Annotated in this window: 19 protein-coding genes; 4 read left to right on the forward strand and 15 right to left on the reverse strand. The window is 49.4% G+C overall.

Translation table 11 applies throughout. From position 1 onward, the window contains the following. Nucleotides 1–228: 228 nt before the first annotated feature. From P2W70_RS07180 to P2W70_RS07210, 7 genes are all read right to left on the reverse strand, one after another. Nucleotides 229–2,076 (reverse strand): amidophosphoribosyltransferase, encoded by a 1,848-nt coding sequence (locus P2W70_RS07180; RefSeq protein ID WP_276480758.1) that lies wholly within the window; start codon nt 2,074–2,076, stop codon nt 229–231. A 561-nt stretch (nt 2,077–2,637) separates the two neighbouring features. Then, nucleotides 2,638–3,279, reverse strand: coding sequence for a response regulator (locus P2W70_RS07185; RefSeq protein ID WP_276480759.1), 642 nt, complete (start codon nt 3,277–3,279; stop codon nt 2,638–2,640). Nucleotides 3,280–3,297: 18 nt separating this feature from the next. Beyond that, nucleotides 3,298–5,559, reverse strand: coding sequence for a sensor histidine kinase (locus P2W70_RS07190; RefSeq protein ID WP_276480760.1), 2,262 nt, complete (start codon nt 5,557–5,559; stop codon nt 3,298–3,300). Nucleotides 5,560–5,740: 181 nt separating this feature from the next. Next, nucleotides 5,741–7,096 (reverse strand): peptidylprolyl isomerase, encoded by a 1,356-nt coding sequence (locus P2W70_RS07195; protein WP_276480761.1) that lies wholly within the window; start codon nt 7,094–7,096, stop codon nt 5,741–5,743. Nucleotides 7,097–7,243: 147 nt separating this feature from the next. Then, a complete protein-coding gene (infB, locus tag P2W70_RS07200) occupies nt 7,244–10,318 on the reverse strand; it encodes a translation initiation factor IF-2 (protein ID WP_276480762.1) in 3,075 nt (1,024 codons plus the stop codon). Nucleotides 10,319–10,517: 199 nt separating this feature from the next. Continuing rightward, nucleotides 10,518–11,765: a transcription termination factor NusA gene (nusA, locus tag P2W70_RS07205; RefSeq protein ID WP_276480763.1), complete on the reverse strand. Its 1,248-nt coding sequence runs from the start codon at nt 11,763–11,765 to the stop codon at nt 10,518–10,520. A gap of 81 nt (nt 11,766–11,846) precedes the next feature. Further along, nucleotides 11,847–12,317, reverse strand: a complete 471-nt coding sequence (locus P2W70_RS07210) for an LSm family protein (protein WP_276480764.1) — start codon at nt 12,315–12,317, stop codon at nt 11,847–11,849. A 211-nt stretch (nt 12,318–12,528) separates the two neighbouring features. On the opposite strand from P2W70_RS07210, the gene P2W70_RS07215 reads away from it, so the two are divergent. Beyond that, on the forward strand, nt 12,529–12,777 hold the full coding sequence (locus P2W70_RS07215) for a DUF4834 family protein (RefSeq protein ID WP_276480765.1): 249 nt from the start codon (nt 12,529–12,531) through the stop codon (nt 12,775–12,777). Nucleotides 12,778–13,462: 685 nt separating this feature from the next. Here the strand turns inward: P2W70_RS07215 and P2W70_RS07220 are convergent. From P2W70_RS07220 to P2W70_RS07230, 3 genes are all read right to left on the reverse strand, one after another. Continuing rightward, nucleotides 13,463–14,083, reverse strand: coding sequence for an HAD family hydrolase (locus P2W70_RS07220; RefSeq protein WP_276480766.1), 621 nt, complete (start codon nt 14,081–14,083; stop codon nt 13,463–13,465). Nucleotides 14,084–14,195: 112 nt separating this feature from the next. Next, nucleotides 14,196–15,281 (reverse strand): 1,2-phenylacetyl-CoA epoxidase subunit PaaE, encoded by a 1,086-nt coding sequence (gene paaE / locus P2W70_RS07225; protein ID WP_276480767.1) that lies wholly within the window; start codon nt 15,279–15,281, stop codon nt 14,196–14,198. Nucleotides 15,282–15,310: 29 nt separating this feature from the next. Then, complete coding sequence (locus P2W70_RS07230) at nt 15,311–15,901, reverse strand: TetR/AcrR family transcriptional regulator (RefSeq protein ID WP_276480768.1); 591 nt, start codon at nt 15,899–15,901, stop codon at nt 15,311–15,313. A 329-nt stretch (nt 15,902–16,230) separates the two neighbouring features. Between P2W70_RS07230 and P2W70_RS07235 the strand changes: the two genes are divergently transcribed. Further along, nucleotides 16,231–17,160, forward strand: a complete 930-nt coding sequence (locus tag P2W70_RS07235; RefSeq protein ID WP_276480769.1) for a PfkB family carbohydrate kinase — start codon at nt 16,231–16,233, stop codon at nt 17,158–17,160. Between the two features lie 111 nt (nt 17,161–17,271). Here the strand turns inward: P2W70_RS07235 and P2W70_RS07240 are convergent, their stop codons facing one another. Next, nucleotides 17,272–17,808, reverse strand: a complete 537-nt coding sequence (locus P2W70_RS07240; RefSeq protein WP_276480770.1) for a hypothetical protein — start codon at nt 17,806–17,808, stop codon at nt 17,272–17,274. A gap of 30 nt (nt 17,809–17,838) precedes the next feature. Next, entirely contained in the window at nt 17,839–19,548 is a 1,710-nt protein-coding gene (locus P2W70_RS07245) for a lamin tail domain-containing protein (protein ID WP_276480771.1), read from the reverse strand. A 431-nt stretch (nt 19,549–19,979) separates the two neighbouring features. Between P2W70_RS07245 and P2W70_RS07250 the strand changes: the two genes are divergently transcribed. After that, nucleotides 19,980–20,987: an aspartate-semialdehyde dehydrogenase gene (locus P2W70_RS07250; protein ID WP_276480772.1), complete on the forward strand. Its 1,008-nt coding sequence runs from the start codon at nt 19,980–19,982 to the stop codon at nt 20,985–20,987. A 253-nt stretch (nt 20,988–21,240) separates the two neighbouring features. Here P2W70_RS07250 and P2W70_RS07255 read toward each other — a convergent pair whose 3' ends face one another. The 3 genes from P2W70_RS07255 to ligA all read right to left on the reverse strand — a co-directional run bounded on the left by P2W70_RS07255 (nt 21,241) and on the right by ligA (nt 24,756). Beyond that, a complete protein-coding gene (locus tag P2W70_RS07255) occupies nt 21,241–21,909 on the reverse strand; it encodes a DUF2461 domain-containing protein (protein ID WP_276480773.1) in 669 nt (222 codons plus the stop codon). A gap of 112 nt (nt 21,910–22,021) precedes the next feature. Further along, a complete protein-coding gene (locus P2W70_RS07260; protein ID WP_275824491.1) occupies nt 22,022–22,582 on the reverse strand; it encodes a helix-turn-helix domain-containing protein in 561 nt (186 codons plus the stop codon). 71 nt (nt 22,583–22,653) lie between these two features. After that, complete coding sequence (gene ligA, locus P2W70_RS07265) at nt 22,654–24,756, reverse strand: NAD-dependent DNA ligase LigA (protein ID WP_276480774.1); 2,103 nt, start codon at nt 24,754–24,756, stop codon at nt 22,654–22,656. A gap of 175 nt (nt 24,757–24,931) precedes the next feature. Here ligA and rlmD point away from each other — a divergent pair, with 175 nt between their 5' ends. Next, nucleotides 24,932–26,335 carry a 23S rRNA (uracil(1939)-C(5))-methyltransferase RlmD gene (gene rlmD, locus P2W70_RS07270; RefSeq protein ID WP_276480775.1) on the forward strand — a complete coding sequence of 468 codons (1,404 nt, stop codon included), beginning with the start codon at nt 24,932–24,934 and terminating at the stop codon, nt 26,333–26,335. The last annotated feature ends 17 nt before the right edge of the window (nt 26,336–26,352 follow it).

The following is a 26,352-nucleotide window of genomic DNA, read 5'->3' on the forward strand; positions in this document are numbered from 1 at the left end:
GGTACCTATCATGTCTTTACTGTGGGTGCTACTAATGCGTTACCTTACCATTTAACAGCCGCTGCTACAGAATAAAAACTCATGCCACGATCTGGTGCATGATATTATGATTTTTTTCTGAAACTTTCGTTCCCAGCCTATAGTATGTTTATGATTTTTTTGACCCGTTGCGGGCGCAAATCTACGGAGCAGGAGGTTGGGCGTGGATTAAAAGGAAAATGCCAGGGATTAATAACCCCTGACATTTTTGCCTTCCATATAATTGATGAATGCTTTATTCACGACTTTATTACCGCCCGGCGTGGGGTAGTTGCCGGTAAAATACCAATCGCCCGTATTAGTAGGGCAGGCACGGTGCAAAGATTCGACTGTCTGGAAAATAACCTGTACCGGTATCTTCAGGTCTTTGGGCGTGATCAACTGGGCGATCTTATCGGATATTTCCTCCGCTTTAAACGGCTTATAGACCAGGCGCACGAGGTTTTCCGTGTGCAGCTTGTCGAGACGCTGCAACTCCTTGCACTTGTCATAGATGTCCTGCAAGTTCTTTTCCATCCCCTTGTCCTTCATGAGCTCGATAGCCGCTCTGAACGCGATGAAATCACCCAGCTTACTCATGTCGATCCCATAACAATCCGGATAACGGATCTGCGGAGCTGAAGAAACAACAATGATCTTTTTGGGCTCGAGGCGCGCCAGCATCCGCACGATCGATTCTTTCAACGTGGTACCACGTACAATGGAATCATCGATCACCACCAGGGTGTCTTTCCCTTTTTCTACGGTACCATAAGTGATATCGTAGACGTGTTGCACCATTTCATTGCGGCTTGTATCGGCCGTAATAAAGGTGCGCATCTTCACGTCTTTAATCGCCACCTTCTCTACCCTGATCTTGCGGTTGATCATTTCCGCCAACTTATCTTCGGTAATGTCTTTTCCCCAGGAAAGGATACGCTCCATTTTTACCGTGTTCAGGTAATCATTGAGCCCTTTTTGCAAACCAAAGAAGGCCACTTCAGCCGTATTGGGTATAAAAGATAAGATCGTATTCTTGGTATCGTGGTTCACGGCATTCAGTACCTGCTCGGAAAGGTTATAACCGAGGGCACTTCTTTCGCGGTAGATCTTTTCGTCACTGCCACGAGAGAAATAGATGCGTTCGAAACTACAGGCACGACGCTCCTTGGCTTCTATTACCGTGTCGATGCTGTAATCGCCATTGGATTTTACAATAAGCCCCTTACCTGGCATCAGCTCCTGCACTTCATTCTCCCCTACGTTAAATACTGTACGGATAGGTGAACGTTCAGAAGCAGCTACGATCACATCTTCATCTATATAATAATAAGCGGGACGTATACCATGTGCATCCCGGAATACAAAGGAATCGCCGTTGCCGAGCAAACCACCTACAGTGAATCCACCATCAAACAGGGGCACCGATTTGCGTAGGATATCCAGCACATCAAGGTTTTCCTGACTGGCCTCATCGGCTTTGACGGTGAAGTGGTGTAACACTTCCATCATGGCAGCCAGATCACTCTGCTTCTGGAAATCGCCCGGCTCCACATTGATGAGGTTAAACAACTCGTCGGTATTGACAAGGTTGAAATTACCGGCCAGCGCCAGGTTGCGTGAAGGAATCGTATTGCGTTTGATAAAAGGGTGGCAGAATTCAACATTGTTCTTACCCTGGGTACCATAGCGCAGATGCCCCAACAGCAACTCACCAACGAAAGAAATATTACCCTTCATCAAGCCTGGGTGCTTCATCAGGTCGGGCTGGTATTGCTCCAGTTCCTTTACTTCATTGTTGATCTTGGTGAAAATGTCGGCGATGGGCTGATTGGCGTTGCTACGGATCCTGTTGAGGAAGGGATAACCTGGCTCAACATTTAATTTTACAGCTGCTACTCCTGCGCCATCCTGGCCGCGGTTGTGCTGCTTTTCCATGAGCAGGTACAGCTTGTTAAGGCCCCACATTACTGTACCGTAACGCTGTTGATAATAGGAGAACGGCTTGCGTAAACGAATGAATGCCAGTCCGCATTCATGCTTTATTTCATCACTCATGGATTAACTCCTGGTTAAGGGCGCAAATTTAGGAATAGTTTCTGGTTTTCCTATAACGCGTTGAAGACGGCATAGTTCAATGTAACAACATTAACATTTCAGAGGGAGCAGTAACAACGGCCAGGAGGAAGGAGCAACCTTTTTGGATTAGAGGAACCGGGGATCAGAAGACATTAAACCGCAGGAAGTCGGGTGGTTCGGAGCCAAGGGGGATGAACGTTAACCAGACCAGTAGCTAAAAAAAGCCCCCAGTTTTCATAGGAACTTGGGGGTGGTTTCTTCAACAGGATTGGATCTTACGCTGCGTGACTGGTATCCAAATACCAGCGGATCAGCTTTTTTTCATAGTATACGGTTTCAAAATTCCTGGTCTAAAGTAGGGCCCGGTCATAACAGGTATTGGATTCGGGTGCAATTTGTTTGATTTTCGTCAATTATGCACGCTTCACCACACCGTTTTTCAATGATGTATGCAATTTTTTCAGAATTATTTAAGGGTATCCCCCTAGCTGGCGTAAGTGTAAAGTAGAACCGGCAGGGGTGGACATTTGCTCGCCTCTGTTAGAGGCTGGTAGCGAGATTGTTGATGTAATTTACCAGTGAAGCGGCGTTCTTTAACTTGAGCTTCTTGAGAATGTTGTGGCGATGTACTTCCACCGTTTTCAACGATATTTTGAGGTGCGTAGCGATTTCCTTTGAAGATTGCCCCTCTTTGATCAGGTTGATAATCTCGATTTCGCGGCCGGTCAGGGCATTTACATTAGGCACCTCCTGCTTTTCGTCGAGCACCAGCTCGGAGATATTGTTCTTGATCTCATCGCAGATGTATTTGTTACCCCCATGCACCACAAGAATGGCTTCGATCATTTCGTCTTTCGAGGAGTTTTTAGTCACATACCCCCGCGCACCGATCTGCAGCATTTTTTTGGCGTAGGCTGGCTGTGAGTGCATCGAGATACCTATTACACGGGAACCGGGAGAGAGCTTCCGGATCCTTTCGGTAGCTTCAAAACCGGATATAGGGGCAATATTGATATCCATTAATACGATCTGTGGCTTCTTGTTCCGGGCATGCTCTACTGCTTCCTCCGAATCGCCGCATTCTGCCACTACCATGAAACGTGGGTCATTGTTCAGAATATAACTCCAGGTTTCCCTGATTAGCTTGTGATCGTCGGCAATTAAGACACTGATCTTTTCCATAGTAAGGTTTTTTGCTTTTTATAGCGGCACTTTGATAAGTATAGTACATCCTCGTCCGGGGGCTGTCTGTATCTTTACCGTTCCGTTGAACAGCTGTACCCTGCTGACGATATTCGACAAGCCCACGCCTTTCTTCACCTTTACGCGTTCCGGCTCAAATCCAACGCCATTATCCTTCACCGACAGGTTGATCCCTTCTGCATCGACCGACAGGTTAATGACTGTGAGCGACGCATTGGCATGACGGATTACATTGTTCACCTGCTCCTGGATCACGCGGAATAACATCAGCTTCTTTTTTTCATCAATCGTTGCATCTACGTCGCCCTGATATTCAAATTCCATTTTCAGTTGACGGGCCGCATTGATGTTTTCGACAAGATCCTGGATGGATACCACGAGGCCAAGGTCGCCAATACTGGCCGGCACCAGTGATCGCGATATCGTGCGGATCTCGTTGATCGCCTCGGCAATACTATCGGATACCCGGTTGATGAGTTGAGCGCCATCCACATCACCATGCTGTATCATCTCGAGGTACAACTTGGCAGTGGTCAATATCTGGTTTACATTATCGTGCAGGTCTTTACCAATATCAGCCCGCTCCTTTTCCTGCGCATTCACCACCGCCTGCGCTACCATGCTTTGCTTGTCCAGCTCCTGTTTGAGCAGTTGCTTTTCCAATTCTCTCTTTTCGGTAATGTCTTGCATAGAACCTACCATCCGGTTGATCTTGCCCTCATGATCGAAAATGAGAAAGCCCCGATCATGTACCAGTGCATAGTCGCCGTTGGCCTTGCGGAACCGGTATTCATCTTCCCACACCCGCGAGCGATTACCCAGGATAAACTGCTCGAGCTTTTTCAACACACGGTCCTGATCGTCGGGATGCAGACACGACTCCCAAAAACCGGCAGCCGTTCGTACATTGTTGGGACGGTAGCCAAACAGGGAGTAAAATCCATCTCCCCAATGGGTGTGATCTTTGTTGACAATATCCCAATCCCAGATAACGTCGTTGGTGACACGGGTTATCAGCAGGTAACGTTCATGGCTGGCGCTGATGCGTGTTTCAGCATTTTTATTTTCGATGATGATGAGTAAGAGATTGCGGATACGCTCCAGCAAATTGAGCTCCTCCCGGGTAGGGCTTTTGACCACATTGTGGTAAGCTGCAATAGTCGCCAGTACCAAGTTCTGTCCGTTGATAATGGGCAACGACCAACAGGAACGTAAGCCAAATATATCGGCCACCTCATGGCTGCCATGCCATAGCGGATCGGTGTAGATATCAGTCGTGATGACCATTTCTTTCCGGTAGATGGCGGTACCACAGGAGCCCACCGCCGGTCCGGGACGCAATTCGCGCACCTTGCTGGTAAACTCTGTAGGGATGCTCGGGGCCGACAGATGCGTCAGCCGCCCATCGTCCGGGTCGACGATGATCACCGAACACATCATGCCCGGGAAAAATGCTTCGATGCCTTCGAGGAAATTATCGACAATGGTCTTCAGTGAAACGCCAGGCTGCGCCGTCAACTCCAGCACGTGTTTCTCCAGCAGCAACAACTGCTCCTGCTGGTAGTGACTGTTTTCTCTTTCGCGCAACTTGCTGATGTCTCTATGGATGCCGACCACGCCTATTCTGCGTCCTTCACGGTCTTTGATAAACTCGAGGTGGCAATCCATGTAAATCCTTTTACCATCAGTACGATCATAAAAGGCCGGCCCTTGCCAGGATCCGTTCAGGTATAATTCATACAGCGCTTCTTCGCGCGTACAATCGGGGTATTTGTGTTGAATACTTTCGCGGATAGGTTTTCCGAGCACTTCGGCGGCATCGACACCATAGGTCTGCTCGGCCACCTTATTGAATACCGTTACGCAGAAATCGAGGTCGGTGGCAATAACGATGTCAGATACACTATTCGCAGCTTGGGCCTGTGCAAATGCCGCATCGATGGCTTTCTTCCAGTCATGTATATCGGCAGTGGCAATGACATAGCCTTCATATATGCCCTGCTCGGTATATTTCGGAACGGCGCTGTCGCGTACCCAGCGGTATTCTCCCTGCCGTGTACGCAAGCGGTACTCTATCGTATAAGGTAAACCATCGGATGCGTGTTGCTCGAATTGGGTCGTGATGACCGGGCGATCATCAGCATGTACCCATTGCAACCAGCCATCTGCAAACAATTCGTCTGCGACTGATCCCGTAAAATGGCACCATGCTTCGTTGGCTTGCAGGCAATGTAATTGCCCTACGGCAATACGAACCATGACAGGCATTTCGGAATAAGGTGTAGTTATATTTAATTGTGCTGGCACAGGCACTGCGATAAATAGAATGAAAGTTGAGAATCCCTTAGCAACTCAAATAATAAATGCTGAACAAATTACTTGAAAGGGATTGCTTAACCGACAAGTGATCCTACTTTCTACGCAATGTAGGGGTTTCCCCCTATTTACCTGATTTATTGGCGTACTGGTACCAGGTACCCAGGTTGGGGCAATGCGTAAAGTCGCTATCGATCATCAGATAATAGGAAGGTATCTTGGTGCCGAACCATTTCTCCAACGCCTGCTGTTTTTTTACTTCCAGGGCCCGTTGTGAAACGCGATCGTAGTCATCTTTCAGGTTTTCGCGGTGGGGTTCTGTTCTGGACTTGAGGTATACGATACGTACGCCTTGTTTGCCACGCTCATCTTTAAAAGCGGTTGGCTTGGAAAACTCACCCACCTTCATGTTTGTTTTAGCCATCATTTCTACCAGGTCCTTATCGAGCTGGTCGATGGTCACCGGTGGGTGCATGCCACCAGTAAACTTGGAGTTGTCATCTTCACTGTATTTGTTCACCGCCTCACCGAATATGATGGTACCAGCGATCAGTCTTGCGCGAACGGAGTCGAGCCTGTTTACCGCTTCGTTGATCTCTGCATCGGTGATCTTGGGTACACGGAGAATGTGGCGTACCAGAGCATCATCGCCCGAGCGGCTTTCCATGTAAATGATGTGATAGCCAAACTTGGATTTGAATACAGGAGATACCTGCTTGTCTTTCAAGCGAAAAGCGTTGTTGATGAAAGCAGGGTCCCAGTTCTTTTCAGTGCGGTTGATGGAGTATTGACCGCCTGTTTCTTTACTGCCCGGATCTTCTGTATACAAGCGGGCGAGTACATCAAATTTCTGTTTGCCCGCTTCCACTTGTTGCTTCCATTCAGCCAGTTCATCCATCGCCAGTTTTTCCAATTCGCGGCTGGCCTTGGGATAGAGCACAATTTCACCGACTTCCACTTCAGATTCGTAGAACAGCAAACTGTCTTTGGGGATTTTATCGAAATAGTCTTTTACTTCATTGGGGGTGATCTTGAGGTTGCCGACGATCTTATCGCGCATGTTCTCGGCCAATTTACCTTCCTTGATGGATTGGCGGAAATCTTCTTTGATCTGGTAAATGGTACGACCTGCGATTTCTTCCAGCCTTGTTTTACCGCCATACATCTGCACGAAAGCGCGGATACGGTTGTCGAGCAGGGCTTCCAGTTCATCATCCGTTACCAGAAGGGAGTCTTTTTCAGCCTGCAACACCAAAGCCTTCATGCCTAGGATCTGGTCGAGGATGAGACATTCAGCATTTTCAGGTACCGGTTCCTGCCGGCGTTGGCGATCGAGAATTTCGTTGTATACGTCAGACCGTAAAATGATCTTGTCTCCTACGATACCAACAACTTTATCAGCAACTACTTTTCGGGGTGCCTGGGCAACAGTGACAGTTACCAACAAGAGGGCAGCAAATACGGTAAAAAAATGCTTCATGTTCTTCTGGATGATAAGCTCAAATGTACCTTTTGAACAACACAAAAAGGGGTAGGCTTTCTGTTAATTAACAAAAGTTTGAAAAAAAAGACCGGTAAGGCATAAGACCCAATGGCTCTGCATGCCCTTACCGGTCTTTCGACTATTTTACAATGTTCTCTTTACTTCTTCTATTTCAAAAGCTTCTACAATGTCACCAACCTGCATATCATTGAAGCCTTTGATGGTCAGGCCGCATTCCATACCGGAAACAACTTCCTTGACGTCATCTTTATAGCGCTTGAGCGATTGCAGTTCGGCACTTTGTCCTTCGCCTTTGGGATAAGCCACGATACCGTCGCGGATAACGCGGATCTTGGAGTTGCGCAGGATCTTTCCATCCAGTACGAAACAACCAGCCACCGTTGCTTTGTCGAATTTGAAGACGTTGCGTATCTCGACGTTGGCCACGACCTTTTCCTGGATCTTTGGCTCCAACATACCTTCCATCGCGCTCTTGATCTCGTCGATCGCGTTGTAGATAATCGAGTACAGCTTGATTTCCACGCCTTCGTTCTCTGCGATGCGATTGGCCTGGGCAGAAGGACGTACGTTGAAACCAACGATGATCGCATCCGATGCGGTTGCCAGGAGCACATCGCTCTCGGTGATGGCACCCACTCCTTTCAATACCACGCTCACCACGATCTCTTCCGTAGAAAGTTTCTGCAGTGAGTCGGTCAGGGCTTCCACCGAACCGTCCACGTCACCCTTGATGATCAGGTTCAACTGTTTGAAGTTGCCCAATGCCAGACGACGTCCGATCTCATCGAGGGTAATATGTTTCTTCGTACGGATACCTTGTTCACGCAGGATCTGTGCACGACGGTTGGCCACTTCTTTGGCTTCTGCCTCGTCGGAATAAACCTTGAAGGTTTCACCGGCCTGGGGTGCACCATTGAGACCCAGGATCAGCACAGGCGTAGAAGGCGGTGCGTCGTCAACACGTTTGTTCCGTTCGTTAAACATGGCTTTTGCACGTCCGAAGTGTTGTCCGGATACTACCAGATCACCCTGTTTCAGCGTACCGTTCTGTACCAGTACGGTGGCCACATAACCACGGCCCTTGTCGAGGGTCGCTTCGATGATGGTACCGGTAGCTGCTCTGTCGGGATTAGCCTTCAGATCAAGCAAATCGGCTTCCAGCAATATTTTTTCGAGGAGGAGGTCTACGTTCAGGCCTTTCTTGGCGCTGAGCTCCTGGCTTTGGTATTTACCACCCCATTCTTCCACAAGAAGGTTCATGCCGGCCAGTTGTTCGTAGATCTTTTTAGGATTCGCTCCGTCTTTATCGATCTTGTTGATGGCGAAGATCATCGGTACACCGGCAGCCTGTGCGTGGCTGATAGCCTCACGGGTTTGCGGCATCACAGCGTCGTCGGCAGCTACCACGATCACGGCGATATCCGTTACCTTGGCACCACGCGCACGCATCGCGGTAAACGCTTCGTGACCAGGCGTATCTAGGAAGGCGATCTTTCTTCCGTTGGCTACCGTTACCTCATAGGCACCGATGTGCTGGGTGATACCACCCGACTCACCAGCTACTACGTTGGCACTGCGGATATAGTCAAGCAAGGAGGTTTTACCGTGGTCAACGTGACCCATGATCGTAACGATCGGTGCACGTGGCTTCAGGTCTGCTTCATCATCCACCTCTTCTTCTTCCTCCATCTGCATTTGCTTCTCCATGTCGATGAACTCGACCTCATAACCAAACTCATTGGCCACGAGCTCGATCACCTCTGCGTCGAGACGCTGGTTGATAGACACCATCAGACCAAGGCTCATACACTTGCTGATCACCTCTGCAAAACTTACATCCATCAGGGTCGCCAGTTCGCTTACGCTGATGAATTCCGTTACTTGCAGCTTGTTATCCTGCATATCGCCTCCGTCCTGATCGGCCATTTCCTGGCGTTTCTCACGGCGGTATTTCGCTTTCAGGCTCTTACCGCGGCCACTTGTGCCGGCCAGTTTAGCCTGTGTTTCGCGGATCTTATTCTGAATTTCCTTTTCGTTGATCTCTTTCGGCTCACGGCTGATCGTCGGGCGACCCGGGCGATTACCATGTTGACCAGGACGATTTTGTCCGCCCCTGAACTGACCACCTTGCTGACCACCATGACCACCTTGCTGGCCGCCATGCGGACGTTGCTGTTGGTTGCCTTCGGGCTTTTTGAACAGGTGCTGGGCACGCTGTTGCGGGGTTTGCTGATCCTTCTTTTCGATCGGAATACGCTTACGTTTGCGCTTTTCTTCGCTGTTGGCACCGGCTGCTCCCTGGTTCTGGGGCTGCGGCTGCACAGTAGGCTTATTCCTGTCACCTGCAACAGGCAACTGTATCTTTCCGAGGATCTTGGGACCTTCGAGTTTTTCTGCCTTAATATTTGAGATCACGGGACCTACTTCTTCTTCTTTTGTTTCCTGAACGACGAGAGGGGCTTGGGGCTCTTCTTTCTGCTCCACAACGGGTGATGCTTCGGCCACGACTTCCTTCACGGGTTCTTTCTCCACGACCGGCTTGGGTTCCGGCTCAGGCTCTTTCACCGGCGCTGGCTGCTCTACCACGGGCTCTGGTTTGGGCTCTTCGGCCTTTACAGGCTCCGCCACCTTTTCTTCGGGCTGGGGCAGCTCGGGCTTTACCTCTTCCTCTTTCTTCTTGACCACCTTCTTGGGGCGGGTAGAAGAATCGATCGCATCCAGGTCGATCTTATCGAAAACCTTGGGGCCTTCAATTTCGGGGGCTTCCACTTTCGTCACCTCAGGCTGAGCGAGCTCCTCGGCCACCACGACGGGGGCCTGGGGTTCTTCCACTACGACCGGTGGTTGCTGCTGAACTGGAGGCTGAGGCGGTTGTTCCTCTTTCTTTTCTTCCTCTTTCTTGGGAACAACGGGTGTTGGTGTCGCATCCTTCTTGAATACGACAGTTTCCTCTTCCTTCTTCTTCTTAGCTTCCAGGCTTCCTTTGGGAAGGTCGATCTGATCGCTTTTCAGCTTTGCCACCTTATCGCTCTGGAACTCCTGTTGCAAAGCACGATACATATCCTCCGACAACTTGGACGTAGGTTTAAGATCGTCTTTGTCAAATCCCTTGCCAACCAAAAAGTCCACCAGTGTTTCCTTACCGATGTTGAACTCTTTGGCCGCGGCCATCAATCTGGGTGTTAATGTTTCTGCCATTCGTTATTGTAAGACAATTTTTTGTTTTGTTTGCTGTCTGGCATTGAAAAATAATCAGTCAAACAGGCAGTAAAGGTCTTAAAACTTCACCAATCGGCGGGCGTCATAAAAGTCATTATTTGCCATCCGATCTGCAAATCTGCCACAAATTAGGCCATCTGCACGGTTAATTTTTCATTTAAAGTGCTCAACTTGCCGATTATCCCTTGTCAAACTCTTCTTTCAATACTTTCCGTACCTCGTCGATTGTCTCTCTTTCGAGGTCAGTACGGCGCTCCAGCTCCTCGGGTGTGAGGTCGAGTACGCTGCGGGCAGTATCGCAACCGATACGTTTAAATTCATCGATGATCCAGGTTTCAATTTCATCGCTAAACTCTTCGAGCGAGATATCGAACTCCTGGGGTTCACCTTCAGTATCACGGTAAACGTCTATGCTATAGCCAGTTAACTCCTGTGCCAGCTTGATATTCACACCTTTCTTACCAATGGCCAGAGAAACCTGGTCGGGCTTCAGGTAAACGTTTGCCTGTTTTTTATCGTTGTCCAGCTCCATGCTGGTGATCTTGGCGGGAGTCAGCGAACGCTGGATGAGCAGCTGGATATTATTGGTCCAGTTGATCACGTCGATATTTTCGTTCTTCAGCTCACGAACGATCCCGTGGATACGGCTACCTTTCATGCCTACGCAGGCACCTACGGGGTCGATACGGTCGTCATAAGACTCTACGGCTACCTTGGCTCTTTCGCCGGGTTCCCGTACGATCTTTTTGATGACGATCAGTCCGTCGAAAATCTCAGGTACTTCAATTTCCAGCAGTTTGGCCAGGAATGAAGGCGAAGTGCGGGACAGGATGATAACGGGAGAGTTATTCTTCAGTTCTACTTTCTTCACCACTGCACGGGTGTTCTCACCTTTCTTGAAATAGTCCTGGGGAATTTGTTCTGATTTTGGCAGTATCAACTCATTGCTCTCTTCATCGAGCAGTAGGATCTCTTTTTTCCAAACCTGGTACACTTCAGCGCTGATGATATCGCCTACACGGTCACCATATTTCTTGACAAGCACGTTTTTCTTCAGGTCGCTGATCCGGCTGGCCAGGGTTTGCTTGGCAGCGAGGATGGCGCGCCGACCGAAGTCAAGGATGTTTATTTCCTCATAAAGTTCTTCACCCACTTCAAAGTCGGGGGCTACTTTTACGGCATCACTATACTGCACTTCTGCCAGGGGGTCCTGAACAGCTCCATCTTCCACGATAGTACGGCGACGCATGATCTCCAGGTCACCCTTTTCAGCATTTACGATAACGTCAAAATTTTCATCACTGCCGAATTTCTTCCGGAGCAATGTTTTAAACACGTCTTCTACCACTTTCATCATCGTGGGACGGTCAATATTTTCCGCTTCCTTAAAATCCTGAAAAGCCTCAATAAGGTTAATACTTGCCATATACTACATTTTTAAACTTGTTCACCGGCCTGGGGCATTCTACTGTTTGAAAGCAGCAAAACGGGGACAGGTGTCCGGGGCTTAAAACACTATTTGAATTTTAGTTGATTTTATTGATTCGAATGGGAAACGATGCTGGATAACTTCCATTTTCTTTCCTTTTCCCTTGGTTTCTTCCACCACTATCTCATTTTCCAGCACCTCCAGCAGTTTGCCGTCGACCTTCACACCATCCTTCAGCAATACCTCTACAAGGCGGCCGGCGTTCTTTTTATACTGGCGAAACGACTTCAATGGTTCATCCAGACCGGGAGAGGAGACTTCCAGCGAAAAATCGTCACCCGGGAAAAGGGCTGTTTCTTCCAGCTTTTTATACAAGGCCCTGTTGATGCTGATGCATTTTTCAATAGTAATACCCTGGTCTCCATCCAGGTACACTTTTACATTGTTGGTGGGCTTGATCTTAATTTCCACCAGGAAGTGCGCCGGATCTTCCGCCAGCAGTTCCTGTAACATCTTTTCAATCGTCGAAATCTGTGTATCTATACTCATAACCTGCGTAGGAAATAAAGAAGGGAACGTCCCCGTTCCCTTCTCTTTGCTTCTTTTCCGATGCAAAGGTAAGGTAAATGTTACATTCACTCCAAATCCGGTATTTACGACAGTTGGGCGGGTTTTCGTTGAACGGGTGCCTGATCTAATTACATTTTAACATAACAAAACGGTGCAGGCTACCGTTATCGATAGTACATTTGCCATCATTATGTTACCTGTTATTCTCTGGATATTGCTTGGATATTTTCTCTACAGGTTTGTAGTCAACTTCCTGTGGCCTGTTATCAAGGTGTCGCGCCAGATGCGTCGCCAGGTGAAAGATTTTCGCCAACACATGAACCAGGCTCAACAACAACAGCAGCAATACCAGCCATCTTCATCCGCACAAACGCAGCAGCATGCAGCTTCCCCCAAAGAAAAGGCGGGCGATTATATCGATTTTGAAGAGCTTAAATAACCTCCAGGCGTTTCTGCACGAATTCCTTCCAACACCCGCCAGGGGTCGAGCCTTCCTGTTTTTTCCAGAAATCGCCGCGAAGACACTGGCGACAATTACTATTTCAGATCAAACTGCACCGTAAGACGGGAAAGGGGCAGTAATTGGTTGCAAACTCCGTTTTAAGGGTGCGGCCTGCCTTTCTTGTAGCCGGGACTGTATCGGGTATTCGGTACTACTCCTATGCAACTGGTATACTACTGGTATGGAACTGGTATGGATCCTCTATAGAGCAGTACCAGTATGGTAGGAGTTTCCGGCCTGTTTCGTAGAAGTGATGAGCTGGTCCTGGGCCAGCAACACCGGTTTGCCACCGGGATGCCAACGAATTTTCTTCTAATTGCCTACGGTATGCCTGCGCGCTCAATGAAAGAGACCCGGTTTTCCCCAGTATCCAGGCAATCCTCAGGCATACCATAGGCAATTCGCAGGCCAATAGCAACTTATTGGTACGCAAAACATTACCATCAAATATAGCCAAAACCCCGTTTAAGCTGATCCAGTTGATAAGATTTCATGGCTTTCCGGACTTTTTTGGGATAAAAACCAGGCGAATGCCCAAGCCGGTCTTCCGGCACTATTCTGGCACAGTTCTGTCACAGTTCTGGCACTGCTCTAAACCCCTGTGCTTTGCCAGTGCAGTGGACTAGAACTTCCAGGGGATGTCCAGCACTGTTTTACCGGGTTCGAGGTGGTACCCCTGCAAGCCGACGGCCCTGGCGCCTTCCACGTTGGCGAGCGCATCGTCGACAAACAGGGTTTCAGCCGCCTGCAATCCTGCATCCTGCAGCACATATTCAAAGGCCTTCAATTCGGGTTTGCGCAGTTTGATGTGGTGCGAATACCAGGTTTTCTCAAACAGGTCGTCGAGCCGGCTGCCGGCGTAGCTATTGCTGTAGGAGTCTTGTAAAGACTGCAGGTGGATGGCGTTGGTATTACTGAACAAGAACAGGCGGTATTGGGATTTGAGCCGTTGTAACAATTTTACCCTTTCGGCCGGAAAATCTCGCAACATGGCATTCCAGCCAGCAATCACCTCCCCACGTTCAGCCTGGATTCCCGCCAGGTTTTGTAGCGAAGTAATGAATTGATCGTCGTCAATGACCCCAATTTCATATTCTTTGAAAAAGGAAGCAGCATGACCTAAGGCAAAAAGGCTTTTGAAATTCTTCACCCCCATGGAAGTGAAAGCGTCTTCGGTTTGCTGCATATCGAGGTTGAGCAGCACGCCGCCCAGGTCGAAAATGATGTTGCGGATGTTTTGCATGCACCAAAAATAAGCGCGGTATGGAAATCTCAAAATCCTGGCGTAAAAAATGGTGACCGCAGATCCCAATCTCTGCTGGGCGTAAGGGGCATCATTTAAAAGCAGGAAACGGCTACCGCACGTCGAAGTCGATCATCACCGCCGGGCTGCGGGGGTGCGATTGACAGGTGAGGATAAAACCTTGTTCGATCTCTTCGGGCTCCAGGGCATAATTGACGTCCATCTCCACTTCGCCAGCGACCAGCCTGGCCCGGCAGGTGGCACATACCCCACCTTTGCAGGCATAAGGCAGATCAGCGCCTTCGTACATCGCCGCATCGAGAATAGATGCCCCTTCATAAGGCAGGTTAAAATCGACCGCAATGCCATCGAGCTTTACAGTCACGCGGCTGGTCTTGCCAGCGCTACTGGCCTCCTCTGCGTGGGCGGCAGCCTTGCTGCCCGCACGGGCGTCGCCGGGCGTGGTGAACAACTCAAAGTGCACTTTCTTTTTATCGACACCCTTCGCTTCGAACCAATCCCTGACGGAAAAGATCATGGCCTCTGGCCCGCAGAGGAAGACTTCATCCATTCCCGCGAGGTTGATGAGTTGTTGAAACTGATCGCATTTCACCGCATCGATACGGCCATGGTTGATCACAGAATCGGTCTTCTCCCGGCTGAGGATATGGTGCAGGGCAAACCGGTCCATGTACCTGTTCTTGAGCGCTTCCAGTTGCTCGCGAAAGATGATGGAAGCGCGGTTGCGGTTTCCGTAAAGGAGGGTGAACTTACTATTGGGCTCAATGGCCAGCGTAGCCTTGATGATAGACAGAATAGGGGTAATACCGCTACCTGCCGCAATGGCGAGGTAGTGTTTCCGATGTGTTGGAGAAAGCTCGGTAAAAAAGCGGCCCGTTGGGGGGAGCACCTCTATCGCATCACCCTTTTGCCACTGCCGATTGGCCCAGGGTGAAAAGCGGCCTGCCTCTACTGCTTTGATGGCCACGCGTAACTCTCCGTCGACGGGGTTTCCGCAGATCGAATAGGAACGGCGTAGTTCTTCACCATCAATCACCGCCTTGACGGTAATGTTTTGTCCTTGCTTGAACTGATAAATCTCGCGCAGGTGTTCCGGTACCTCAAATAGCACGGAAATACATTCCGGCGTTTCTTTCTGTATGGCAGCAATGGTAAGTGTATGAAAATGGGTAGCCAATCGTCGATGTTTTAGATAGCTGGCGGGGATTATTTCTTCAACCCTTCAACCAAAATCATGACCATATTGTCTTCGAGCACATGCCCCTCGATCTTCCGCGTGCTGCGGTGCCAGGATTCGATACCGCTTACGGCATGCAGCATGATGAGCACGGCCGTAGGCGCATCGATATCCTTGATCTCTCCTTTACGGATTCCTACGTCGATGATGGAAGCAATGCGCTGGCGATAGGCACGGCGCTGGCTCTGCATATTCTGCATATAGGGCTCGGTGAGGTGTTTCCACTCCCGGTCGCTGACATATACCTCTTCGTAGTGCTCGATCATCTGCCGGATATGGAAGCGCAGGATGGCTTCTATTTTGGCGATGGCCGATACGGGACTGTTGTCGACCTCTTCTATATGGGTCATAAACAGGTTAGCCACCTTGAAACAGATCTCCTGCAGGATCTCGGCTTTGGAGCTGATATGGTTGTACAGGCTGGCCGCCTCCACCCCCACATGCTCAGCGAGATCGCGCATGGAGGTAGCGCTGAATCCCTTTTCGCGGAATAGTTTGGCAGCTTCGGTAATGATGACCTCTTTACGTGTGCTGTTACGGTTACTTTTAATTTTTGCCATAAGCGGTAAAGTTCAAAGATAATAAAACACTAACAGCTGTTAGCGAAAATATCCAAATTATCCGCGACAGTGAAAAAGATTCTGGCTAACGGCCCTTGACAGTCCGTTGCCGGCAGGCCTACCACGACCTAACCCCGAATAGGTCGATCACCCCATCGCCAGACTTCCCATCTCCCTGCAAAGAGGGGCACAACCAGCGCAGTGACCGGCAAAAGCCCGTGGCTAGTTGGTAATATTGGTAAGATAATACCGGCTCCCGGTTTCATAGCTGGCAAAATTCGTGTAGGTTTGCGCGCTGTTTATTATCAACTTAAAATTTCAAATACTTTATGTCTCTGATCTCTGTAGGAACGATGGCCTTTGACGCTATCGAAACACCGTTTGGCAAAACCGACCAGATCATTGGTGGCTCTGCCACTTATGTTGCTTATGCGGCCAGCAAGTTCGTACAGCCCATCAAGCAGGTGTCGATCGTAGGCTTCGATTTTCCCAAAGAAGAAATGGAGGAACTGAGCAGCCGCGGCGTTGAGCTGGATGGCGTGGAAGTTGTTCCCGACAAGAAGTCTTTCTTCTGGAGTGGCCGCTACCATATGGACATGAATTCGCGCGATACACTGGTAACCGACCTCAATGTACTGCTCGACTTCAACCCGGAATTGCCTGAATCTTACCAGGGAGCAGAGTTTCTGATGCTGGGCAACCTCGATCCGGTAATTCAGAAGAAGGTGATCACACAGTTGAAAACCCGTCCCAAACTGATCGTAATGGACACCATGAACTTCTGGATGGAAGTGGCCATGCCGCAGCTGGAAGAAACGTTGAAACTGGTAGACGTACTGATGGTGAACGATAGCGAAGCCCGCCAGCTGAGCGCTCAGTACTCGCTGGTAAAAGCTGCCAAAGAGATCATGAAGATGGGGCCCAAATACCTGATCATTAAGAAAGGGGAGCATGGTGCTTTGTTGTTCCATGGCGACCAGGTCTTCTTTGCACCGGCACTCCCGCTCGAAGCAGTATTCGATCCCACAGGCGCCGGCGATACATTTGCCGGAGGTTTTATGGGTCATATTGCCCGCACCCGCGATATCTCTTTCGAGAATATGAAGACGGCGATCATCGTAGGTTCGGCCATGGCTTCCTTCTGCGTGGAAAAATTCGGTCCGCAACGTTTGAAAGAGATCACCCAGCAAGATATCGACGAGCGTATCCAACAGTTCGTCAACCTGGTAAATTTCGATATCGAACTTACCCATTCCTAACCTCACGGTAGGAGTAACAAAAAAAGGATCGGGGCGCCCATGGCGCCCCGATCCTTTTTTTGTACAGGTCCGGCATTCACTGCCTGCCCCTGTGTTAGCTATTGCCGCTGCTTACTCAACAGCTACCGCTACGGTTACACGAGTACCTTCGAAGAACAGGTTAAGCCCCTTAGGTTTGCTACCGGCAGGGATCTTATAGGTGATGCCTGTGATGTCCTTGGTCGACTCAGCATCTACACCATTTCCAGAACCGGAATACTGGGTAATGTTGTTGCCATTTTCGAGGGTGAGTCTCGATTCGCTGGGCGTGAAGAACACGCTGTTACCACCAACCTGGTTCTTATTGGTCAGCTCGAGATCATACGTAAATTCAATACCTTCAGACTTTCCGTCTGGATCTTGCAAAGCCACGGCTTTGGCATTCTTAATCTTTACGAACAGTTCTTTGCTTTTGCCCAGGTAGAGGGTATCGGGTGTAAAGGTCACCTTATACGTTTTAGGCTCATTGGTAGCAGCACTGGTTTCCTCACTGGCCTTCGTGGACTCAGTAGTAGCAGTTGTTTCTGCATTACCTTCTTTAGCCTTGTCCTTACAGGCGAATAAAGCAAGGGTCGATACTGTTGCAATGGCTAAGAGCGTTTTTTTCATGCAAAAGATGGTTTTAATATTTAAGATTAGTTACAAGCGTCGTGCTAATGTTACAGTATTCCGAAACTTTTTTGTTTTACCCTGACCATCAAATATTTCCGTATACATTATATAAGTGCCTAAGGGCAGCTGACGCCGGTTATTATCCATCCCGTCCCAGCGAAAGGTTCCCTCCCTGCCCAGTAAGGCATTCCGGGCCAGGTGACGTACTGGTACTCCATTGGCAGTAAACAGGATGATGTTGCCGGTACATCCCGGCTCTGCCGCCTGGTATTGCACCGTTACATAATCATCGATGCCATCGTTGTCGGGCGAAAACACGGCGGGCGATACGGTGATCGCACCTTTTGCCTGCAGATCGGCCCTGAACTGCGAATTGCGTAAACCGGGCGTACCAAACCCTGCTGTTGCTGCTGCCGACATCCAGTTTTGAGCGTGCTGTCCAGGCTTACTATAATCGATCCTTTCCAATGCTACGCCTTCTTCATTACCCAATAACGGTGAATGCCAGTTTTTATCATAGTGCAATTCGTCGATGACTACTTCCTGTTGATCCATCACCACTATTACACCTCTGTCATCAGGCAGCGAAGGTATTGACGAAGGTTGCAATGTTGTGCCTATGGCGTTTGGGTAATGTTGCAGAAGCCAGGACGCATTCTCTGTCAGCACCCTGTATTCGCCCGGATACAACTGGTGAGGATTAGACGTTAATTGCTGCACATTCGTAAACTTTCCCGTGGCGGAACGATTGGCAATGTACAGCTGTTTACAATCTATGATCTTTCGGCTGCGATTGTACAACTCAATATAGTCTGCGCCATCAGGCGGTGGGTTAAATAACAATTCGTTAATGACCACGTCGCCCGCTGCCACTGCCTGGGGTAAGCCTACACTGGCATGGTTCATCATGCCGATCGTATTGCTACTGCAATCAGTAAGGTCTTTTACGGTGAGCCCCAATACCTGTGTCGCCGGCAAAGGCGTAGCCCATTCGAGCACTACTTCGCGGAACAAGGGAGGCTGCGGACGCGCTGCTACCGGCTGGCCTTTGCCTCCATCCAACTGATAATGGACCGGCTGCGCGGCCACAAGACTGTCGAGCGACTCATCGAAGATAGCCACGACTGTAAGACTATCGGGCGAATAGGTGTTGATCAATGCCGGGGGCATTTCATCGGGATTGCTGGCCTGTACCGAGTTGACAGCGCCTGGTGTACCACCACTGGCATGTATGGCTGCTTTCCAGTTGTTGTTGCCGCAAGGGTTGGAGAGGTCGATCATCTCGAGGCTCCAGCCTCCACCGATCTTGATGCTATTCTGGTACCAGGCATCGGTGTAAGCAACTGTATGAACCGTGCTGCCATCCGGTGCATATAAGGAGATCACATCAGCATCGTTGTTGAGGGAAGGGAAATTACTGACACCCGCCACTGGTCCCAATGGCTCGAATTGCATAACCGCCGAATTGGGGCATACGATGAGCCTGGCACCGGACTGCAGGTCTATGGCCTGGTTGATCGTTGCCGTCGCTGCGCCATCGCTGAGTTTCCATCCTTTCAGGTTGATGATCCTCGCTGATACATTGGTAAGTTCGATAAACTCGTGGTTGGGCAACCCCACAGGAGGAGTGGGATCGGGCATGAGCTCGGTGATAAGCACTTCATAACGTTGGGCTGGTTGCGCAAACAACACAGTGGCTGGCAGGGCCAGCAAAATGACAAGCAGTTTTATAGACATTGGTTAACCGTTTTTCAAAGGATTGGCAGGTCATTACCAGGTGTATCAAGCCTTGAAAATAGCTACTTAATATTAAACATTAAAATAATTCATCAAAGGACCGAGCAACACCCCTGGTGCCTGAACACCAGACTTTGGCTGGCTACCTTCCGCTTAGTGATGGTTAATGCGCTAAGTAGTCATTCGCTTATTTTCCAACAAAAATTTGCGGATTCTATGTTTGGGGACTACATTTGCTGCTCGCTATGCAAAAAATGATGAAACATACAAAGCGCACGAAGAAGCAATCCAGACATGGGGAAGGCTAAGTACTGCTTTGTATAGCAAAATATTTAAACGGCCTTCCCCACCAGGAAGGCCGTTTTGTTTTCATCGGCTGGCGAATCAACAAGTCTATATTCATAAACTATAAACAAGCCAATCAACACACCATGAAAGTTGCAGTAGTAGGCGCTACCGGCCTTGTAGGCACCAAAATGTTGCAGGTATTAGCCGAGCGCAGTTTCCCCGTTACAGAACTCATTCCCGTAGCATCTGAAAGATCAGTAGGCAAGGAAGTTGAATTCAAGGGTAAGAAGTACAAGATCGTCAGCATGACCGACGCTATTGCTGCAAAGCCTGCTGTAGCCATCTTTTCGGCCGGCGGCAGCACTTCTCTGGAGTGGGCTCCCAAATTTGCAGAAGCGGGCATTACCGTGATCGATAACTCTTCGGCCTGGCGTATGGACCCTACCAAGAAGCTGGTAGTTCCTGAAGTAAATGCCGATGCACTGGGCAAGGACGACAAGATCATCGCCAACCCCAACTGTTCTACTATCCAAATGGTGGTAGCGCTGAATCCCCTGCACAAAAAGTACAATATCAAACGTGTGGTGGTATCTACCTATCAAAGTGTTACCGGCACCGGTAAGAAAGCGGTAGATCAGCTATTCGGTGAGCGTGCAAAAGCTGAAAAAGGTTCACAGGAAGAGTATCCTATGGCCTACAAATATCCCATTGACCTCAATGTAATTCCCCAGATCGATGTATTCCTCGACAACGGATATACCAAAGAGGAAATGAAGATGGTGAACGAGACCAAGAAGATCATGCGCGATGACAATATCCGTGTTACAGCTACCACCGTGCGTATCCCGGTAATGGGCGGCCACAGTGAAAGCGTAAACGTCGAGTTTGCCGAAGACTTCAAGCTGGAAGAAGTACGTGAGCTGCTGAGCAGCGCGCCCGGTGTAATCGTGGTTGATGAACCCGGCACGCAACAATATCCCATGCCGATGGATGCACACGACCGTGATGAAGTATTTGTAGGCCGCCTTCGTCGTGATGATACGCAGCCCAATACACTTAACCTGTGGGTAGTGAGCGACAACCTGCGTAAGGGAGCCGCCACCAATGCTGTGCAGATTGCAGAATACCTGACATCCAAGAACCTGTTATAAGGGAAGTATAGCCATTGTTTCCCGGTCCCGCCCAAAAGGCGGGACTTCTTTTTATGTGGGGATGGGATCAACCCGGTGGGTTCATCCCATTTGGGAACGATTACGCGGGAACCATTTTTCACCTCGCCGATCAATGCAGGACGGATAGCTTTGGCTGAAACCCGTTACCGGCCAGTTGCCCAAATCGGACCAGGACCAGCGGGGCCGACTAACGGTTGAGTTTGTTCCGGAAACTTATCCCGGGAGGCTGGCACTATTCGTCCATGGCCCGGTTCAGGAACAACAATAATGGCTGCAAAGCTTCAAAAGCGGCGCCGGTTTTCTTGACCAATTCGCCAGAAGTAAGATCAGCATCTTTCAATTCCTGGGTCGCCAGCCAACTTTTCAAGCGGAGGTATTCGGCAGCCGGATTATCTTTCTCAAATCCCTGGGGCACCCGTGACAGGGAAAACTCTTCCCCCCGGTCTAAATCTCCATATACAGCCTGGAATTTCTTGTTGCCGACTATTTTTTTGAACTCGTCGAAGCAATAATCGATCTCCTGCCTGATCTTTTTCACCTCGGCAGGCATGGGCATCCAGATACCGCCACCCACAAAACTTTGTCCCGGTTCGCAGTGAAAATAATACCCGGCGTAGATCGATTTCTTTCCGCCCCGGTTGATGCTGGCGCCGAAATTGGACTTATACGGGCTTTTATCTTTGGAAAATCGTACATCCCGGTTGATGCGGAACATACAATCTTTGGCGGTCAGCTCCTTGATCGTGGGATCTTGTTTTCCCTGCTTATCTATAACGGCCTGGATGAATTGACCGAAATCCTTTTTAGCCGCTTCGTATTGTGGGCGGTGCGCATCGAACCAGGACTTGTCATTGTTCTTTTTAAGGTCTTTCAGAAACTTGAGCGTGGCAGATTGCAACATGCGTTTATTTTTTAAAAGCCGGGCCGCAGGGGGGCCCTATAAAAGTTAAGTGGTGTGCGGATGTCCCTAACATCCCAACACACCACTTAAACAAATTTACCGGCGGAGGAGTTTAGATCCTTCCCCAGTTCTCACCACTCTTGATGCGGTACATGGTCATCTCGCTGACGCCATATTTTTCCGCTAACTTTTTGATGGTGATCTTCCGGTTCTTGTCTGAAAGGACCTTTTTGATGCTCTTCACCTGGTTCGCATTCAGCTTCAGACCTTCAGTGCGGTTTGCCTGCACTTTCTTGTAAGCGATCTTAGCCGGGCTGTTTTGCTGGTGGCTAATCATCTCTTCCAGTGAAGCCCATTTCAGGTTTTTCACTGTGTTGTCGAGCTTGTTGTGATTCAGGTGGATCACATACTTGTTTTTCGCCGTGGGCTTACCGAGGAATAACCGGGCAATTTCACGGTGAATGTACAGGGTGCCATTGTTTCCGGGGCGGTGCAGGTTCAACGTCCGGTAACCGGTAGTCAAAGAACCTTGCAACAATTTACCATCTTCAATAACATCTTCTGTGTAGCTGGCTATGCGACCGTGCGAAGACAGTGCATACTTTTTACGGAGGTGTTTCCAGCCTGGAAACTGCAAAGGTTTCCACACCTCGTTGGGGAGTTTTTTGATCATCGCCTTTTCCTTTTGGCTAAAGTTACAAAAAAAGATATGCGAAAATCAAATCATTTGTAAGAAAGATATAATTAGCGGTTAACCAAGGTCAGGAACTCGGCTTCGCTGATGATCTTTATAGATGTAATCTTCTTTGCTTTCTCCAGTTTGGACCCTGCTTCTTCACCCGCTACCAGGTAATTGAGCTTGCTGCTGACAGAGCCCTGAAGCTTGCCCCCATTGGCTTCTACCAAAGCCTCGGCCTCACTGCGTTTCAGCGTAGGCAGGGTACCGGTAAACAAAAACGTTTGTCCTGTCAGGTTGCCGTCAGTAACGATATCCTTTTTATCATTTTTTAACTTCAATCCCAGTCCTTCCAGCTCCTGAAGCATGGCTATGTTGTCGGGATTATGGAAAAACTGGTATATGCTGCCAGCTACTTTGGGGCCCACATCTTCCAGGTTCTTCAGTTCTTCATCCGAAAATTGAGCGAAATCAAGCAGGTGCTTTACCGCGTTGGCCAGGGTCTTGGCGGTTGACTCTCCTACATAACGTATACCCAAGGCAAAGATGAGTCGATGCAACGGTTGCGCTTTGGAGGCTGCGATGGCCGTTTGCAGGTTGGTGATACTCTTGGCCCCGAATCCTTCCAGGCCCTGGATCTTGTCGAAGGGGATCGTGTAAATACCAGGAATCGTTTTCAGGTATCCGAGATCATAGAACTTCTGCACGATGGCTTCCCCCAAACCGCGGATATCCATGGCATCTTTGCTGGTAAAATGGAATATGCGTTGTAAAACCTGGGCTTCGCAATTGATGTTCACACACCGCCAAACAGCCTCTTCGGTTGTTTTTACCAGTTTATCATGGCATACCGGGCAATTGGCCGGAAACACAATCGGTTGTTCGTTACCTGTTCTAACGTCTGCCAGCGACTTTACTATATATGGTATCACATCGCCTGCCCGCTCTACCAGTACCGTATCGCCGATCATCAGGTCTTTTTCGCGGATCACTTCTTCGTTAAAAAGCGAAATACTGCCTACCGTTACCCCGCCAATGGGTACGGGCTCGATCTTGGCTACGGGGGTGATGGAACCGGTACGGCCTACCTGAAATTCAACTGCCCGCAGTTTACTGGTAGCCTGTCGCGCTTTGAATTTGTAGGCGATGGCCCAACGTGGGTGGTGGGTGGTCATACCCAGTTGATCCTGCAAGGCTGTTTGATTGACCTTGATCACCATACCATCGATCTCATACGGCAGGTCATCGCGGTGCTCCTCGAACTCGTGGCAGTATTTCACCACCGCATCGATCCCTTTAAAAATCTTCTTTTCTTTCATCGGGCTGCGGAAGCCCAATTGCCACAGTAACTCCAGCGATCCACTGTGCGACTCCAGCAAGGGGTGTAGGGCGGCACCGGGTAGGGTTACATAATAACTAATATGATATAAGAAGGCTTCGAGATTCCTTTTGCTGACCTCTTTGGGGTCTTTGATGCGGAGTGAACCGGCCGCGGCGTTGCGGGGGTTTGCCAGTGGTGCCAGGCTTTGCTCGATCAGCTGATCGTTGTATTTCTTAAAATTGGCCTTGGTCAGTAATACCTCGCCCCGGATCTCGAGCTGCTGCAGTCCATAGGCGGAGATCTTGGCACTGAGGGGCACCGAACGGATCTGTTTAATATTGGTGGTGATCTCATCACCCTGCACGCCGTCGCCGCGGGTAGCGCCCCGTGCCAGCAGGTCATTTTCATAGATCAGCGAAATGCTGGCGCCGTCGAACTTGGGCTCTACACAATACTCGATCTCGTTCACCTTTGCCAGTTCGCGTGCTTTGCGGTCCCAATCTACCAGGTCCTGTTCATTATAAGAGTTCTCGAGCGACAGCATGGGCACCAAGTGGGGGGCCGGCGGAAACTCCTTGGTCAGCCCTTTCGCTACCCGCATCGTGGGCGAATCGCTGGTAACCAGTTCCGGGTGTTGTGCCTCCATTTTCTCCAATCCTTTGTACAATTGGTCATACTCTACATCGGCCACCAGCGGATCGTTGATCACATAATACCGGTACTCATGAAACCGGAGCACCTCGCGCAGATCCTGTATATCTCTGGCAGGATCGATCTTTTCCTTATTGATCTTTTCGAGTAAATCGACACTGAGCTGCTGCAATGACTTGGTTTGGCCGGTGGAGTACATAAAAGCTTGGTTATGTGATTGTGTTTGTAAAATTAAGGCTTTATGAAAAAGGTCAAGGGGCCGAAAACGGCTTCCTGATAGCGTTTCTGCGACCAAAAATGGCTTTCCGGCGAAAGGTGGCCTTCCCCGAAAGGGAAAGACAGCTAGCTCCCGCCCTATCCGTTATCTTTGCGGCATGAGAAAAAAGAACGTGGTACTGCAAAAACTGGCGGTACAGGATTATGCTGCGGAAGGAAAGGCGCTTAGCAAGGTAGATGGCAAGGTTATCTTTATAGAAGGGGCAGTACCTGGCGACGTCGTGGATGTGCGACTGTCGAAGAATAAAAAGGAATGGGCCGAAGGCAAGGCCATACATTTTCATGCCTTTTCGCCGGACCGGGTAGCTCCGTTCTGCGAACATTTTGGGGTTTGTGGCGGTTGTAAATGGCAGATGCTGCCTTACAACAATCAACTGGTGTACAAGCAACATGAGGTAGAGCAGCACCTGCGGCGGATTGGGAAAGTAGCGCTACCGCCGATCGCACCGATCGCCGGATGCGACAAAACGGCTCGCTATCGCAACAAACTGGAGTTTACTTTTAGCAACCGCCGGTACCTGCTACCCCACGAAATTGCGGGTCAGGAGACCTTCGAGCCGGAAAATGCGCTTGGGTTTCACGTTCCCCGGTTGTTTGACAAGGTTATTGATATCAATACCTGTCACCTGATGGAGGAACCGACCAATGCCATCAAAAACACGATCCGTCAATATGCCCTCGATCATCAATTGGCGTTTTATGATATACGAATGCATACCGGCTGGTTGAGAACGCTGATCATCCGGGTCTGTACGACAGGAGAAGTGATGGTCAACGTTTGTTTCGGGTACAATGACCAGGAGGCAATGAAAAAACTATTTGACCATTTACTGGAAAAAGTTCCTGGTATCACCACCCTGCTGTATACCATCAATCCGAAGAAGAACGATACGATCTACGACCTGGAGCCTAAAGCATATTATGGAAAAGGATATATAATAGAAAAGCTCGAAGAGCTCGAATTTAAGATTGGTCCGAAGTCATTTTTCCAAACGAATACCCGACAAGGAGAACGTTTATACCAGATCACGCGTGAGTTTGCAGAATTGACGGGCAAGGAAACAGTTTATGATCTTTATTGTGGAACGGGCAGTATCGGGCTTTTTGTAAGTGCCCAGGCCAAAAAGATTATCGGAGTGGAAGTGATTGCCGAAGCAATCGAAGACGCTAAAGAAAATGCGACCCTGAATAATATCGGGCATGCCGACTTTTTTGCGGGTGACGTTATAGATATTTGTGACGATGCTTTTTTTGCCAGCCACGGTAAACCGGATGTGATCATCACCGATCCACCGAGGGCCGGTATGCACGAAAAGCTGGTACAAAAGATACTGGATATGGAGGCGCCGCTGGTGGTGTATGTAAGTTGTAACCCTGCCACGCAGGCACGCGACCTGAGCCGGCTCGATGAAAAGTACATCGTGACGCGGGTACAACCCGTTGACATGTTCCCCCATACCCATCACATCGAGAATGTGGTGCAACTTAAATTGAGAAAATAAGACTTTAGATTTTATAA

It is taken from the genome of Paraflavitalea pollutisoli (assembly GCF_029360705.1).
GTDB lineage: Bacteria > Bacteroidota > Bacteroidia > Chitinophagales > Chitinophagaceae > Paraflavitalea > Paraflavitalea pollutisoli.

Bases quoted from the DNA above. Each gene is read 5' to 3' on its own strand.
- P2W70_RS07180 (WP_276480758.1), bottom strand. From the start codon at position 2,076: ATGAGTGATGAAATAAAGCATGAATGCGGACTGGCATTCATTCGTTTA.
- P2W70_RS07185 (WP_276480759.1), bottom strand. From the start codon at position 3,279: ATGGAAAAGATCAGTGTCTTAATTGCCGACGATCACAAGCTAATCAGG.
- P2W70_RS07190 (WP_276480760.1), bottom strand. From the start codon at position 5,559: ATGGTTCGTATTGCCGTAGGGCAATTACATTGCCTGCAAGCCAACGAA.
- P2W70_RS07195 (WP_276480761.1), bottom strand. From the start codon at position 7,096: ATGAAGCATTTTTTTACCGTATTTGCTGCCCTCTTGTTGGTAACTGTC.
- infB (WP_276480762.1), bottom strand. From the start codon at position 10,318: ATGGCAGAAACATTAACACCCAGATTGATGGCCGCGGCCAAAGAGTTC.
- nusA (WP_276480763.1), bottom strand. From the start codon at position 11,765: ATGGCAAGTATTAACCTTATTGAGGCTTTTCAGGATTTTAAGGAAGCG.
- P2W70_RS07210 (WP_276480764.1), bottom strand. From the start codon at position 12,317: ATGAGTATAGATACACAGATTTCGACGATTGAAAAGATGTTACAGGAA.
- P2W70_RS07215 (WP_276480765.1), top strand. From the start codon at position 12,529: ATGTTACCTGTTATTCTCTGGATATTGCTTGGATATTTTCTCTACAGG.
- P2W70_RS07220 (WP_276480766.1), bottom strand. From the start codon at position 14,083: ATGCAAAACATCCGCAACATCATTTTCGACCTGGGCGGCGTGCTGCTC.
- P2W70_RS07230 (WP_276480768.1), bottom strand. From the start codon at position 15,901: ATGGCAAAAATTAAAAGTAACCGTAACAGCACACGTAAAGAGGTCATC.
- P2W70_RS07235 (WP_276480769.1), top strand. From the start codon at position 16,231: ATGTCTCTGATCTCTGTAGGAACGATGGCCTTTGACGCTATCGAAACA.
- P2W70_RS07240 (WP_276480770.1), bottom strand. From the start codon at position 17,808: ATGAAAAAAACGCTCTTAGCCATTGCAACAGTATCGACCCTTGCTTTA.
- P2W70_RS07245 (WP_276480771.1), bottom strand. From the start codon at position 19,548: ATGTCTATAAAACTGCTTGTCATTTTGCTGGCCCTGCCAGCCACTGTG.
- P2W70_RS07250 (WP_276480772.1), top strand. From the start codon at position 19,980: ATGAAAGTTGCAGTAGTAGGCGCTACCGGCCTTGTAGGCACCAAAATG.
- P2W70_RS07255 (WP_276480773.1), bottom strand. From the start codon at position 21,909: ATGTTGCAATCTGCCACGCTCAAGTTTCTGAAAGACCTTAAAAAGAAC.
- P2W70_RS07260 (WP_275824491.1), bottom strand. From the start codon at position 22,582: ATGATCAAAAAACTCCCCAACGAGGTGTGGAAACCTTTGCAGTTTCCA.
- ligA (WP_276480774.1), bottom strand. From the start codon at position 24,756: ATGTACTCCACCGGCCAAACCAAGTCATTGCAGCAGCTCAGTGTCGAT.
- rlmD (WP_276480775.1), top strand. From the start codon at position 24,932: ATGAGAAAAAAGAACGTGGTACTGCAAAAACTGGCGGTACAGGATTAT.